This is a genomic window from Frankia sp. CeRuru1 (assembly GCF_977966315.1).
The window spans coordinates 1-14,443 of sequence record NZ_CDWWEW010000098.1 but is presented as its reverse complement, the minus strand read 5'-3'; the positions used below and the strand labels follow the sequence as shown (position 1 = coordinate 14,443).

The window sequence follows — 14,443 nt, the reverse complement described above, 5'->3', positions numbered from 1 at the left end:
GCGGGGACGGGATCGCGTCGCGGACCGCCTCGCCGGCGGGACCGGGGCCCTCCCCGTCGGGAGCTGGGGCGACCCATCCTGGCCTGGAGGCCGCCCGAGATATCGGGCAACACCCCGCTCGATATATTTGCATAGCTGCAGGGATACTATTCTCGAATGTTCCCGCCAGTGCGCCGAAATCCGCGCGAGACGACCGCCCCAGCTGTCGGCCCCACGACCGATCCGCGCGCCTGGCCGTTCCATCATGAGGCCGCCGGGACGCTCGGCCCAACACCACACCGTCATTGTGCCGGGAGGTCGACATGCCTTTGGTGACCCTGGAAGGCGTCGGGAAGTCGTTCGGCGACAACCGGGTCCTGGCCGACGTCGACCTGTCCGTCGAGGCGGGCGAGGTCGTCATCATCATCGGGCCCTCGGGGTCGGGGAAGTCGACCCTGTGCCGCTGCATCAACCGATTGGAAACGATCGACGAGGGCCGGATCCTCTTCGAGGGCCGTCCCCTGCCCACGGAGAGCCATGAGCTCGCCCGGATGCGGTCACGGGTCGGAATGGTATTCCAATCGTTCAACCTCTTCGCGCACAAGACGGTGCTCGAGAACGTCACCCTGGGGCCGGTCAAGGTCCTGGGGCACAACCGCCTACAGGCCCGCGCCCGGGCCCAGGAACTACTGGAACGCGTGGGGATCGCCGACAAGGCGGACCGGTTGCCCCGCCAGCTCTCCGGCGGCCAGCAGCAGCGCGCCGCCATCGCCAGGGCGCTGGCGATGGATCCCGTGCTCATGCTCTTCGACGAACCGACCTCGGCGCTCGACCCAGAGATGATCTCCGAGGTGCTGGACGTGATGAGGTCACTGGCCACCAGCGGCATGACCATGATCGTCGTCACCCACGAAATGGGATTCGCGCGTTCCGCCGCGGACCGGGTGGCCTTCATGGCGGACGGCCGCATCCTCGAGATCGCCCCGCCCGAGAGTTTCTTCGCCGCGCCGCGGACCGAACGCGCCCGGGACTTCCTGGCCCGGGTCCTGCAGCACTGACCTCCACCGACCCGGCCCAACCGGGCCCAACCCGGCCCAACCGGGCCCGACCCGGTCGCACCCGCCGCCCGCCGCGCCGCCGGCACCCGGAGGCACACCAGAGGCACGTACCACCGGAGGGACGCAGTTCCTCAGGGGGACACACACCACCCGACGCCAGATCACCTGCTCCGGACCCGCGGTCCGGACCACTGCGAGAGGATCAGTCATGCGTACATCGTTCAGCCGGACGCGGCGCCCCGCCGCCGGGCATCTCAACGGGAGCTCAGGCGGGTTGTCACGCGGACGCAGCCGCCACAGGCGCGGCGGCGCGCTCCTCGCCGGCGTGACGCTGCTCGCCGCCCTCGGGCTGAGTGCCTGTGGGAGCGGCGGCGACGACGCCTCGGCACCCACCGCCTCGGTGACCTTCACCGCCGGCACCACCATGGCCCGGCTGCACGACGCTGGAAAGATCATCATCGGGACGAAGTTCGACCAGAACCTGTTCGGGCTGAAGAACCTCAGCGGCCAGCCCGAGGGCTTCGACGTCGAGATCTCGAAGATCGTCACGGATGCCCTGGGCATCCCACGCGACAAGGTCTCCTACGTGGAGACCGTGTCGGCCAACCGTGAACCCTTCATCCAGCAGGGCCGGGTCGACCTCGTGGTGGCCACCTACACAATCAACGACAAACGGAAGAAGGTCGTCGACTTCGCGGGGCCGTACTACGTCTCCGGCCAGTCCATCATGGTCGCGAAGAACAACACCGACATCACCGGCAAGGACACCCTTGCCGGCAAGAAGGTGTGCTCGGTCAGCGGATCCACGCCGGCCGAGAACATCCGCCGGGTGGCGCCCACCGCCCAGCTCGTGCTGTTCGATGTGTACAGCAAGTGCGCCGACGCGTTGAAGAACGGTCAGGTCGACGCGGTCACCACGGACAAGGGCATCCTGCTGGGTCTCGTCGACAAGGACCCCGACGCCTTCAAGGTGGTGGGTGACACCTTCACGAAGGAGCCCTACGGCATCGGCCTCAAGAAGGGTGACGACGCGTTCCGGAACTTCATCAACGACACGCTCGAGGCCGCTTACAAGGACGGGCGCTGGGAGAAGGCGTACACCTCGACCCTCGGCAAGGTGGAGCCGACCGTGCCCACTCCCCCGGCTGCCGACCGGTACACGTCCTGATCCGCCAATCATCGCTCGGGGCACGACCGGTCGGCCTCACCCGGGCCGACCGGTCGTCCACCCGCCACCGCCTGAGGGAGGACAGCGATCGACGCCGTCATCGATAACCTCGACATCTTCGCCGAGGGCTTCCGCCGGACGGTCGGGCTAAGCCTGTTCGCGTCCGTCGCGGCGCTGATCCTCGGTACCGTCCTCGCAGCGATGCGGGTCTCCCCCGTGCCCCCGCTGCGCTGGACCGGCACCGCCTACGTGCAGACGGTCCGCAACACCCCGCTGACCGTCGTGTTCTTCTTCGTGGTGTTCGTCCTGCCGCAGCTGGACATCGTCTTCTCATATTTCACGTTCGCGGTGGTCGCGCTCTCGATTTATCACGCCGCGCTGGTCTGCGAGGCGGTGCGTTCCGGGATCAATGGGGTCGACCTCGGTCAGGCCGAAGCGGCTCGTGCGTTGGGCCTGACCTTCTCCCAGACACTGCGAATGATCATCCTTCCGCAGGCATTCCGCAACGTGCTGCAACCGCTGGGCAGCGTGGTGAGCGCGCTGATCCGCAACACCTCGATCGCCGCGGCGTTCGGCGTCGAGGAGCTGACCGGCATGGTCCAACGGCTCACGACCGTCAATCCGGATGCGGTGATCGTCGTGCTGCTCGGCGGTGTGGTGGCATACCTGATCCTCACCGCGGTGCTGGCAGCCGGGCTGTCCCTGGCCGAACGACGGGTGGCGAGGGCGCGATGAGCACCGAGATCATCCTGGCCGATCCACCGGGTCCGCGTGGTCGGCGTCGCATCCTGATCGCGAGTGTGGTGGCCGCCGCTGTCCTCGTCGGGCTGGTCACGCTGGCGGTGCTCCGCCTCGCCGACTCCGGCCAGCTCGACGGCAAGCGCTGGAGTGTCTTCGTCGATCAACCGGCGCTGCGCACCCTGCTGTGGAACGGGCTGCTCGACACGCTGCGCGCCGCGCTGACCGCGATGCTGTTCGCCTCGGCGGTGGGGACCCTGCTCGCCCTGGCCCGGCTGTCCCAGCGCCGGGCGGTGCGCATCCCGGCCACGCTGCTGGTGGAGCTGTTCCGCAGCCTGCCTGTCCTGATGCTCATCCTGTTCGCCTACCTCGGTCTGCCGGCGCTCGGCTGGCGGCTCTCGGCGTTCTGGGCCCTGGTCATCGGGCTGACCGCCTACAACGGGGCGGTGCTCAGCGAGATCTTCCGCGCCGGGATCCAGTCGGTCGACCGGGGGCAGACGGAGGCCGCGGCGGCGGTCGGGCTGCGGCCGGTCCAGATCTTCCGCCTCATCCAGTTTCCCCAGGCGGTCCGGCGGATGAGCCCGACGCTGGTGAGCCAGCTGGTGACGTTGCTCAAGGACACCTCACTGGGCTACGTCATCGCCTACAGCGAGCTGCTGCGATCAGGACGCAGTGCGGTCGAGTACCTGGGCAGCAGGTACGCCCTGCCCATCTACACCGTCATGGCGGTGATGTACATCGTCACCAACGGGCTGCTGTCGCTGTTGGCCCGATGGCTGGACCGCCGCCAGGACCGCCGCCTCGGCGGCCGCATCCCGGCTCAGCGGGCGGTGCCCACCGCACGGGTCTCGCGCACGACGGTCACCCGGATCTGACCCGGATAGGTGAGCTCCTCCTCGATCTGCCTGGCGACGTCCCGGGCGAGCAGATGGGCGGCGAGATCGTCGACCTCCTCGGGCACGACCATGACACGCACCTCCCGGCCGGCCTGCATGGCGAACACCTTGTCGACACCCGGACGGTCACCGGCGATCTGCTCGATGCGCTCGAGCCGTTTCACATACGACTCCAGGCTGTCGCGGCGGGCGCCAGGCCGGCCACCGGAGATCTGGTCAGCGGCCTGGGTCAGCACCGCGCAGATCGAGCGGGGTGCGACCTCGTTGTGATGGGCCTCGATCGCGTGCACGACCTCCTCGTCCTCACCGTAGCGACGGGCCACATCCGCCCCGATCAACGCATGAGAGCCCTCGATCTCGTGGGTAAGAGCCTTGCCGAGGTCGTGCAGCAGAGCCGCTCGTTTCGCAAGTGGAAGCGGCATGCGCAGCTCGGCGGCCATGATTCCGGCGAGGTGGGCGCTTTCGATCAGGTGCGCGAGCACGTTCTGGCCGTAGCTGGTTCGGTAACGCAACTGGCCCAGCAGATTGACCAGCTCGGGGTGCATCTCGGAAATGCCGGTCTCGAGCAGGGCGTCCTCGCCCGCCCGCACGCACCGCTCGGCCACCTCGAGCTGGGCGCGGGCGTGCTCCTCCTCGATGCGGTGCGGATGGATCCGGCCGTCGGACACCAGAGCCGCCAGCGTGATGCGACCGACCTCGCGACGCACCGGATCGAAGCAGCTCAGCAGCACCGCCTCGGGCGTGTCGTCGATGAGCACGTTGACCCCGGTGACGGACTCGAAAGCCCGGATGTTGCGTCCCTCCCGCCCGATGATCCTGCCCTTCATCTCATCGCCGGGAAGATGCAGGACCGTCACGACGGACTCGGTGGTCTGGTCAGACGCGACCCGTTGGATGGCGGTGGTCACGATCCTGCGGGCGCGTTCCTCACCCTCCTCCTCAGCCCGGGCCTCGATCTCGCGGACCATCAGCGCCGCCTCCCGCCGGGCCTCCTGCTCGATGACGGCGATCAGCTCCCCCCTGGCCTGCCCGGCGGTGAGCCCGGCCACCTGCTCCAGCGCGGCATGACGGGCACGTTCGAGGTCGGCCACCTCAACCGTCCGACGGGCCAGGTCGTTCTCCCGGTCGAGCAGGTCGCGGTCGCGGCCCGCCAGGCGACGACTATGATCGTCGATGCTGGCCATCCGGTCCTCGACGCGCTGTTCCCGAGTGGCCAGCGCAGCCTCCCGGCTCTGCAGTTCCGTCCGCCGGGCCTGCTGCTCACCGTCGAACGCCGCCCGCGCCGCGGCGATCTCGGTCCGGGCGGCCTCCTGCTCGGCGCGGACGGACTCTCTCGCCGCGGCCTGGAGCCGCGAGGTTTCGACTGCCGCCTCGGCGAGCATCCGCTCGCGCAGTAGGGCGACATCCTCCTCGCCGCGTCGCCGGATCTCGGCGGCATCCCGCTCAGCCCGCGCCAACCGTTCCGCCGCCTCCCGTTCGGCTCGGGCCACAATCTGCGCCGCCTCCTCCGCGCTACCACCATGAGCCGCGCGGAGGCCGCCGTCGGAGCGATCGGCGGTCACGGCCGAACCCCCGGTCCGCGCGGCGGTGCCGTCTCGATCGGCGGGTGAGTCGGCGTCCGTCGTGGCCGGAGCGCCGGAACCCTCCCGGACCGTGGGCAGGACGCGGACCGTCGGCTCCTCGTCGAAGTCCGCCGGACTCGTCACGTCCGCCGGACTCGTCACGTCCGCCGGACCGGTCACGTCCGCTGGACCGGTCACGTCCCCGACGTCCCGGGCGGCCGGGGTTCGGGACACCACCGGAGCGGGGTCGGGTATCTTGTCAACCCGGGTCGCCCGGACCAACCGCGCCACGGCGAGGATCAGAACGCTCAGGACGGCAAGTACGAGTGACGACAGGACGACGAGGACGCCCTCCATCGCTGCTCCCTCCGCTTCCGTCGGACCCGCACAGGCGGGCTGGAGCGGCGAAGGACCCTCGTCTCGGCACGATCACAGCCGTAGAGGGGCAGCACGCGGATTGCGCCATTGCGATATGGAGCCCGGACGGCCTCCCGAACCGGCCTATCCAACGTCGACCGGCCGGCGAGCATACCGTCTTCGGGCACCCACTCGCAGCGGCTGCCTCCGTGTGAAGTTGGACGAGCTATCAAGACCGCGTCGCCGCGGGAGTCCTGTCACCTTTCAAGAAAGACTAGGTCTCGCACAATCCCTGGTCAAGAAATAAGGGCGCATTGACGGCCCAGGCTCAATCTCCCCACCACTCACACCGAGCCGTCGTCTTCGTCGCCATCGACCACCCAGGCCATCCGACCTCCGCCGTCGAGCCCCTGAGCGACTTGCTCGCTCACGACCCGGACCGCCAGTTCGACCGGATAGCCCTTTCGGGTCAGCATGGCGAGGAGCCTTCGGGTACGGACCTGCTCGGGCAGGCGGTCCATCGACCGCAGCCGACGAAGGACGAGCTCGCGGGCGCCCTCCTCCTCGTCGTCCGCCCCGACCACCGCCACGGCGGCCTCGACGGTGTCCGGATCCACTCCCCGCTTACGCAGCTCTGTGGCCAAGGCCTGCCTACCCAGCCCACGACGGGCCCGAGCGGAGGAGACGAAGGCGGCGGCGAAGGCCTCGTCATCGATCAGACCGACGGCGGCCAACCGGTCGAGGACCACACCGGCGATCTCATCGGTGACCCCTCGTCGCCGCATGGTCGCCGCAAGCTCTGCTCGGCTCCTCGCTCTGGTCGCCAACTGATGCAGACAGATCTCCCGCGCGACCGAGATCGGATCCTTCAGCCGCGGCTCTTCGTCCGCCGCGACGGCCGTCCGGGCGAACGACGGACCGGCCGCGGCATTCCCCGGATCTGCTCCTGCCATCGGCTACAGATCGACCGGGACGGGCGCCACGGCATCGGATTCGAGACTGGGCAGGATGCCGAGCTTCTCCTTGATCTTCTTTTCGATCTCGTTGGCCAGATCGGGGTTGTCCCGCAGAAACGACCGGGCGTTCTCCTTGCCCTGGCCGAGCTGATCGCCGTCGTAGGTGTACCAGGCACCGGACTTACGAATAATGCCGTGCTCGACCCCCATGTCGATCAGGGAACCCTCCCGGCTGATACCGCCTCCGTAGACGATGTCGAATTCGGCGGTCCGGAACGGCGGCGCCACCTTGTTCTTCACCACCTTGACGCGGGTCCGGTTACCCACGGCCTCCGTGCCGTCCTTGAGGGTTTCGATACGACGGACATCGAGGCGCACCGACGCATAGAACTTCAGCGCCTTACCACCGGTCGTGGTCTCCGGGGAGCCGAACATCACCCCGATCTTCTCGCGCAACTGGTTGATGAAGATCGCGGTCGTGCCGGAGTTCGCCAGCGCCGCGGTCATCTTGCGCAGAGCCTGGGACATCAGGCGGGCCTGGAGGCCGACGTGGCTGTCCCCCATCTCACCCTCGATCTCGGCCCTCGGGACCAGCGCGGCCACCGAGTCGATAACGATGATGTCCAGCGCGCCGGACCGGACAAGCATGTCCGCGATCTCCAACGCCTGCTCGCCGGTATCCGGCTGGGAGACCAGCAGACCGTCGGTGTCGACGCCGAGCTTTCCCGCGTACTCGGGGTCGAGCGCGTGCTCGGCGTCGATGAACGCCGCGATACCACCGGCCGCCTGCGCGTTCGCCACCGCGTGCAGGGCGACGGTCGTCTTCCCGGACGACTCCGGGCCGTAGATCTCAATGATGCGCCCCCGCGGCAGCCCGCCGATGCCGAGCGCGACATCCAGAGCAATCGAACCGGTGGGGATGGCCTGGATCGGCGGCCTGGCGTCGTCCCCCAACCGCATGACCGATCCCTTGCCGAACTGCTTGTCGATCTGCGCCAAGGCGTTATCCAACGCCTTCTCACGGTCGAGTCCTGCCATTGGAGCTACTCCATGCTGAGGTCGTCGAGTCTTGGCCACGAGGATGACGTTAGGCCGTGGGTCCGACAGTTTCGAGGGTCGAGGATGATCTGTGGACAAGTAGCCGCACAGGGACGACTCTAGACGAACATGCGTTCGACGACCCGACGACACACCGGACGGTGGCTCAGCGCTCCCGCGCCGGCACATCGAACTCCTCGCACACGGTTCGCCAGACGGTCTTGGCGTCGTCACCACGGGCCAGGGCCACCTCGACCGTCGCGCCACCGAGACCGGACAACACATGATCACGCGCAAACGACTCTGCGTACGCGGAACCGAACCGTGTGTTCATCTTCGCCCAGAACTCGGTCAACCGCACTTCGCCAGTGTGCACCGTCCGGACGGGACGGGACCACCCAAGGGGGTCCTGGTCGGGGATCCCCACCGGGGATCCCCGGTTGGGGTTCCCACCGGCGGAACCACGGTCGGGGGGAACCACGGTCGCGGGAACCACGACCGGGTCGAGGCCGGGCCCCACGGCGGGCCCGGCCTGAACCACACCGGCGGAAAGTTGTCGGTCCCTCGACGCAGACTGGTCAACGTGCCCGGCTTCACTTCCCCCGATCCGCCGGATCCGCTCACGGCGTTCTCCGCCCCGACCCGGAGCTGGTTCGGCGCGGCCTTCACCGCCGCGACCCCCGCCCAGCGGGGCGCGTGGGAGGCGATTCGCACCGGCGGCAACGCGCTGGTCGTCGCACCCACGGGTTCGGGGAAAACGCTGGCCGCCTTCCTGTGGTCGCTGGACACGCTGGCCCGCTCGACGCCGCCGGCCGAGCCCACCCGGCGCTGCCGGGTGCTCTACGTCAGCCCGCTCAAGGCGCTGGCCGTCGACGTCGAACGGAACCTGCGGGCGCCGCTCGCGGGGATACGCTCCGCCGCGCAACGGCTCGGTCTACCCCAGCCGGACGTGACCGTGGGTCTGCGGTCGGGCGACACCCCCGCCGCCGAACGGCGCGGTTTCGGCACCCGGCCCCCCGACGTCCTGATCACCACCCCGGAGTCGCTCTTCCTCATCCTCACCAGTGCCGCGCGGGAGTCGCTGCGCGGCGTCCGGACGGTGATCGTCGACGAGGTCCACGCGGTGGCGGGCACCAAGCGTGGCGCCCACCTCGCGCTGAGCCTGGAGCGTCTGGACGCCCTGCTGGACACCCCGGCCCAGCGGATCGGCCTGTCCGCCACGGTGCGGCCGGTCGAGGAGGTCGCCCGCTTCCTGGGCGGAACGGCCCCGGTGGCGGTGGTCCGCCCGCCCGCGGCCAAGACCCTCCAGATCGACGTCGTGGTGCCGGTCGAGGACATGACCCGGCTCGGCGGACCGCTCCTCGACGAGTCCCCGGACGGCTCGGCGGCCTCCGCTCCGCACCGAGCGTCGATCTGGCCGGCGGTCGAGCAGCATGTCCTCGACCTCGTGCTGGCCCATTCCGCCAGCATCGTCTTCGCCAACTCGCGCCGGCTCGCGGAGCGGCTCTGCGCCCGGCTGAACGAGCTGTACGCCGAGCGGCTCGCCGCGGCCACCGCCGCGGGCGAATCCGTGGCCGGGGACGGGCCGGGAGAAGCCGGCCGGACGTCACCCGCGGCGTTGATGGGCGCCTCGGGCCAGGGCGGCGGCACAGCGGGCTGGCCGGAGATCGCGCGGGCCCACCACGGCAGCGTGAGCCGGGAGCAACGGGCCGGAATCGAGGAGGATCTCAAGGCTGGCCGGCTGCCCGCGGTCGTCGCGACCTCCAGCCTGGAACTCGGCATCGACATGGGAGCCGTCGACCTGGTCGTGCAGATCGGGTCCCCGCCGAGCGTCGCCGCCGGGATGCAGCGCACCGGCCGCGCGGGCCACCAGGTCGGCGCCGCCAGTCGCGGCGTCATCATCCCGAAGCATCGCAGCGACCTGCTCGAATGCGCCGTGGTCGCCGAGCGGATGCGCTCGGGGGCGATCGAGCGGCTGCGGTACCCGCGCAACCCCCTCGACGTGCTGGCCCAGCAGATCGTGGCAATGACGGCGATGGAGGACTGGCACGTCGACGAGCTCGGCGCGCTGGTCCGGCGCACCGCGACGTTCGCGACGCTGCCGGCCTCCGCCTTCGAGGCGGTCCTGGACATGCTCGCCGGCCGCTACCCCTCCGACGCGTTCGCCGAGCTGCGCCCCCGCATCACCTGGGACCGCGTCACCGGGATCCTCACCGCCCGCCCGGGCGCCCAGCGGCTCGCCGTGACCAGCGGAGGCACCATTCCCGACCGGGGCATGTTCGGCGTCTTCCTCGTCGGGGAGCGCTCCAGCCGGGTCGGGGAACTCGACGAGGAGATGGTCTACGAGTCGCGGGTCGGCGACGTGGTGCTCCTCGGCTCATCCAGCTGGCGCATCGAGGAGATCACCGCCGACCGGGTCCTGGTGACGCCGGCTCCGGGACGGCCCGGTCGGCTCCCCTTCTGGCATGGCGACGCCCCAGGCCGACCCGCCGAACTCGGCCGCGCGCTCGGCGCGTTCCTGCGCGAGATCACCAGGTTGCCGGCGCAGGCGGCGGCCGACCGCGTCCGGGCCGCCGGCCTCGACGATCGGGCCACCGCCAACCTGCTGCGCTACCTCGACGAGCAGAAGGCGGCCGTCGGCCGTCTCGGTGACGATCGGACGATCGTCGTGGAGCGTTTCCGGGACGAGATCGGCGACTGGCGCCTGGCGGTGCACTCCCCGTTCGGTGCTCCGGTGAACGCACCCTGGGCGCTCGCCCTGGGCGCCCGGCTGCGCGAGCGGTACGGGGTCGACGTCCAGATCATGCACACCGACGACGGCATCGTCGCCCGGATCCCGGATGCCGCCGAGCCGCCCGGCGCCGATCTCGCGCTGTTCGAGCCGGACGAGATCGACGCGATCGTGCGGGCGGAGATCGGGAGCAGCGCCCTGTTCGCCAGCCGGTTCCGCGAGTGTGCCGGGCGGGCCCTGCTGCTGCCCCGCCGGACCCCGGGGCGGCGGACCCCGCTGTGGCAGCAGCGCCAGCGCAGCGCACAGCTGCTGTCCGTCGCCGCGACGTTCGCCAGCTTCCCCGTCGTGCTGGAGACCATGCGGGAGTGCCTGCAGGACGTGTTCGACGTTCCGGCGCTCGCGGAGCTGATGCGCGAGGTGTCGGCCCGCACGCTGCGGGTGGTGGAGGTGGAGACGCCGTCCCCGTCTCCGTTCGCCTCCGCCCTGCTGTTCGGCTACGTCGCCGCCTTCATGTACGACGGGGACGCGCCGCTGGCCGAACGCCGGGCGCAGGTGCTGTCACTGGACAGCTCCCTGCTGGCCGAGCTCCTCGGCGAGGCGGACCTGCGGGAGCTGATCGATCCCGCGGCGCTCGCGCAGGTCGCCGCGGAGCTCGCGCGGCTCGCCCCGGACCGCCACGCCCGCGATGTCGATGGGGTGGCCGACCTGCTGCGCATGCTCGGCGACCTCACCACCGCGGAGGCGGTCGCCCGGGGTGCCACCCTGGGCTGGCTCGCCGAGCTCGAACGGACCCGCCGGGCCCTGCGGGTCCGTATCGCCGGCGAGGAGCGGTGGGTCGCGATCGAGGACGCCGGCCGGCTGCGCGACGCCCTGGGCGTACCGCTGCCGGTGGGAGTTCCCGACGCCTTCACCGAACCGGTGCGTGACCCTCTCGGAGACCTGATCTCCCGCTATGCCCGTACCCACGGACCGTTCGACACCGAGGAACCGGCCGCCCGGCTGGGGCTGGGCACGGCGGTGGTCGCCGGTGTCCTGGACGGGCTGGTCCGCGGCGGCCGCCTCGTCCGCGGCGAGCTGCATCCCGACCGCGGCGGTGAGCAGTGGTGCGACGCGGGCGTGCTGCGCGCGCTGCGACGACGCAGCCTGGCCGCCCTGCGCAAGGAGGTCGAGGCGGTGCCGCCCCGGGTCCTCGGTGCCTTCCTACCGGCCTGGCAGTCGGTCACCAGCGGACGTGGCCGGGGGGTGGACGGCGTGCTGCGCGCCGTCGAGCAGCTGCAGGGCGCGCTGATCCCGGCGAGCGCGTGGGAACAGCTCGTCCTCCCGGCCCGCGTCGCAGACTACTCACCGGCGATGCTCGACGAGCTGTGCTCCGCCGGCGAGGTGCACTGGGCGGGCGCCGGCGGGCTGCCCGGGGACGGCGGCTGGTTGACCCTGGTCCTCGCCGACACCGCGCCCCTGCTGCTGCCTCCGCCCGACCCGGAGATCGCCTCGGGTCCGCTGCACACCGCGATTCTCGACGCGCTCACCGGCGGGGCGGCCCTGTTCTTCCGGGCGCTGTCCGACCGGATGGGCTCGCTCGACGACACGGCGCTCGCCACCGCGCTCTGGGATCTCGTCTGGGCGGGGCGGGTGACCAACGACACCCTCGCCCCGCTGCGCGCCCTGCTGGGTGCCGCCGCCGTCCCCCGTCCCCGGGCGGCACGGTACGGACGGCCGGCGATGCCACGGCGGACCGGCCCCCCGACGGCCGCCGGCCGCTGGTCGCTGCTGCCCGAGCGGGACACCGACCCGACCCGGCGCGCCCACGCGCTGGCCGAGGCGCTGCTCGAGCGCCACGGCATCGTCACCCGCGGCGCGGTGACCAGCGAGCGGCACCCGGGCGGGTTCGCCGGGGTCTACCGGGTCCTCAGCGCCTTCGAGGACGCCGGCCGCGCCCGCCGGGGCTACTTCGTCGAGTCCCTGGGCGCGGCCCAGTTCGCCGTCCCGGGAGCGGTCGATCGGCTGCGCTCCATCGCCGCGGCACAGCGGGACGCCGAGGCCGCCCCGGCCTGGGCGCAGCCGGCGGCCGGCCCACCGAGCTCATCGTCCGCGCAGGCCGTCGTCCTGGCCGCGGCCGATCCGGCCAACCCGTTCGGTGCCGCGCTGCCCTGGCCGACCCGACCGGGGGATGACGCGGACGGCGCCGCCGGCCACCGGCCGGGGCGCAAGGCGGGCGCGATGGTCGTCATCATCGACGGGGAACTCATCCTCTACGTGGAACGCGGGGGCCGTTCCCTGCTGTCATGGACCGAGAACGACCATCGGGTGGCCCCGGCGGTGGAGGCGTTGGCCCGCGCCGTGCGGGACGGCCGGCTCGGCAGGCTCACGGTGGAGAAGGCGGACGGGCAGACGATCGTCGGCAGCACCCTGGGTGCCGCCCTGGAGCGCGCCGGTTTCCACCCGACCCCGCGGGGCCTGCGGCTGCGGAGCATCAGTTCCGAGAGCATCAGTTCCGAGAGAAGGAAATGAGACGGGCACGTCCACGGGTGAACGCTCCCTCGGCAGCCTTGAGACTGATCTCCAGATCCGCGGCCGCCTCCCGGGTACTCTTCCCGGCCGCCCGAGCCATGATCACCTCACGCTCCCGGCCCTGCAGTGCCCCGGCCCGGGCCAGCAGCCAGCGGGCTTCCGCACGGTCGCAGACGGCGTCGTCCGGGGCCGGCTCCCACGGCTGCAGATAGCCGCGTACGACCGCCCGCTCCGCGCGCTGACGAGCTCTATGATGATCAATACACAGACGTAGCACCGTCGTCGTCAGAAACTGCCCGACCCGGCTCGCGTCGAGATCCCGAAATCCGGCGGCGCGGATGAATGCCTCGTGTACACAATCCTCCGCGTCGGCCTTGCTCGGCAACCGCCTACGGGCTATGTGGATGAGCCGATCACGATGCGGGAGCATCAGCAACCAGCGCTGCTGGCTGTATGGCCGGTCCAGCTCGACCACGGGCGCAGCGGATACAAAATCAACCGAGGGCGTGTCCCCGGCAGGGCATGTCACGGCTTGCTCCACCTGTCATGCTCAGACCGCGCCACCCCCCAGCACGATCGCCTACCTTCCCGGAGCGCGCCAGCACCGAGAACCGCGATGTGCCTTGGTCAGTTGGACCCGCTGCTTGCCAGAACAGCGGACTAGGACAAGGCGGACATTACCATCCGCTCTCACGTGAGCCAGCAGCGGCATATCCCGGTGGGCGGCGTGCCCGCCCGATCGATACGCACCGTGTTATCGCCCGACTGTGATCCGAGCTTATCGCGAGCCGCCTTGGCGCCATCAACCGGTCAGTACACCGCCAAAACGGGCGAGAGAATGACGTTCTGCTTCGTAAGCCCTCATGGAGCCACTCGCCGCCGGTCACTATGGGTACACGAAGGAACTGGGCGGAACGTCTCGACGACCTACCCGATGGCGCCACCCAGCTGGATCATCACCGGCGCCCGCGATCAACCGGAAAGTTCACGCAGAGCAGCTGCATAACTGCGCAGAGCCTCGATCTGCTGGGTCAGTCGGGCCAGGTCCGGCGAAGACGCGACCACCGTGCCCATGACCTCGCTGGCCGCTGCCAGCAGGTCGTCCAGAGTGGCCACCGACGCCGACATTCCGGCCACCAGGTCCTTCCTCGTCGCCAGGATCTCGGCTCGTCGAGCGGGATGCGTCACCGCTCGGGCCGCCCTTTCACACGCGACGACCCGTATGGCGGTGACCCGCAGCCCGTCCACCAGATCGGCGGCGCCGGCCACGGCCGCCCGCACCGGGCCGCGGGCGGCGCCGGGAGCAAGCGTCCGGGCCATCGCGACGAGCGCCGCCAGACCCGCCTCGCCACGGCGCAACGGCTCGGCGGCCGCCGAGTGCCGCAACGCCCAGGGCTGCGGAGCGGGGGCGCTCGGCAGGGCGAACCCGCGGTCCTCCCGCCGGATCACGGC

General features: G+C 70.7%; 10 protein-coding genes and 1 pseudogene. 5 read left to right on the top strand and 6 right to left on the bottom strand.

Annotated elements, in window-relative coordinates; genetic code table 11:
• The first annotated feature begins 302 nt into the window (after window positions 1-302).
• The 4 genes from AC08OP_RS09865 to AC08OP_RS09850 all read left to right on the top strand — a co-directional run bounded on the left by AC08OP_RS09865 (window position 303) and on the right by AC08OP_RS09850 (window position 3,818).
• Window positions 303-1,037, top strand: coding sequence for an amino acid ABC transporter ATP-binding protein (locus tag AC08OP_RS09865; protein ID WP_476613912.1), 735 nt, complete (start codon window positions 303-305; stop codon window positions 1,035-1,037).
• A 208-nt stretch (window positions 1,038-1,245) separates the two neighbouring features.
• Complete coding sequence (locus AC08OP_RS09860; protein WP_476613911.1) at window positions 1,246-2,205, top strand: glutamate ABC transporter substrate-binding protein; 960 nt, start codon at window positions 1,246-1,248, stop codon at window positions 2,203-2,205.
• A gap of 114 nt (window positions 2,206-2,319) precedes the next feature.
• Window positions 2,320-2,940: an amino acid ABC transporter permease gene (locus AC08OP_RS09855; protein ID WP_476593989.1), complete on the top strand. Its 621-nt coding sequence runs from the start codon at window positions 2,320-2,322 to the stop codon at window positions 2,938-2,940.
• Window positions 2,937-3,818 (top strand): amino acid ABC transporter permease, encoded by an 882-nt coding sequence (locus AC08OP_RS09850; RefSeq protein ID WP_476593985.1) that lies wholly within the window; start codon window positions 2,937-2,939, stop codon window positions 3,816-3,818. The genes AC08OP_RS09855 and AC08OP_RS09850 overlap by 4 nt, the downstream gene beginning before the upstream one ends.
• On the opposite strand, the gene rny is transcribed toward AC08OP_RS09850, so the two are convergent.
• From rny to AC08OP_RS09830, 4 genes are all read right to left on the bottom strand, one after another.
• Window positions 3,764-5,758: a ribonuclease Y gene (gene rny / locus AC08OP_RS09845; protein ID WP_476613910.1), complete on the bottom strand. Its 1,995-nt coding sequence runs from the start codon at window positions 5,756-5,758 to the stop codon at window positions 3,764-3,766. The two genes, AC08OP_RS09850 and rny, sit on opposite strands and share 55 nt — an antisense overlap.
• 344 nt (window positions 5,759-6,102) lie before the next feature.
• Entirely contained in the window at window positions 6,103-6,711 is a 609-nt protein-coding gene (recX, locus tag AC08OP_RS09840) for a recombination regulator RecX (protein ID WP_476613909.1), read from the bottom strand.
• A 3-nt stretch (window positions 6,712-6,714) separates the two neighbouring features.
• Window positions 6,715-7,752: a recombinase RecA gene (recA, locus tag AC08OP_RS09835; protein WP_476613908.1), complete on the bottom strand. Its 1,038-nt coding sequence runs from the start codon at window positions 7,750-7,752 to the stop codon at window positions 6,715-6,717.
• 166 nt (window positions 7,753-7,918) lie between these two features.
• Window positions 7,919-8,113, bottom strand: a complete 195-nt coding sequence (locus tag AC08OP_RS09830; RefSeq protein WP_476613913.1) for a DUF3046 domain-containing protein — start codon at window positions 8,111-8,113, stop codon at window positions 7,919-7,921.
• A 192-nt stretch (window positions 8,114-8,305) separates the two neighbouring features.
• Between AC08OP_RS09830 and AC08OP_RS09825 the strand changes: the two genes are divergently transcribed.
• The gene (locus AC08OP_RS09825) at window positions 8,306-12,991 is read left to right on the top strand and encodes an ATP-dependent helicase (RefSeq protein ID WP_476613907.1); all 4,686 of its coding nucleotides are present in this window, start codon (window positions 8,306-8,308) and stop codon (window positions 12,989-12,991) included.
• Here the strand turns inward: AC08OP_RS09825 and AC08OP_RS09820 are convergent.
• Together AC08OP_RS09820 and AC08OP_RS09815 are read right to left on the bottom strand one after the other, a co-directional pair.
• Entirely contained in the window at window positions 12,969-13,520 is a 552-nt protein-coding gene (locus tag AC08OP_RS09820) for an RNA polymerase sigma factor (RefSeq protein WP_476613906.1), read from the bottom strand. The two genes, AC08OP_RS09825 and AC08OP_RS09820, sit on opposite strands and share 23 nt — an antisense overlap.
• A 443-nt stretch (window positions 13,521-13,963) precedes the next feature.
• Window positions 13,964-14,443: pseudogene (locus AC08OP_RS09815) on the bottom strand (phage shock envelope stress response protein PspM); the annotation flags it as partial.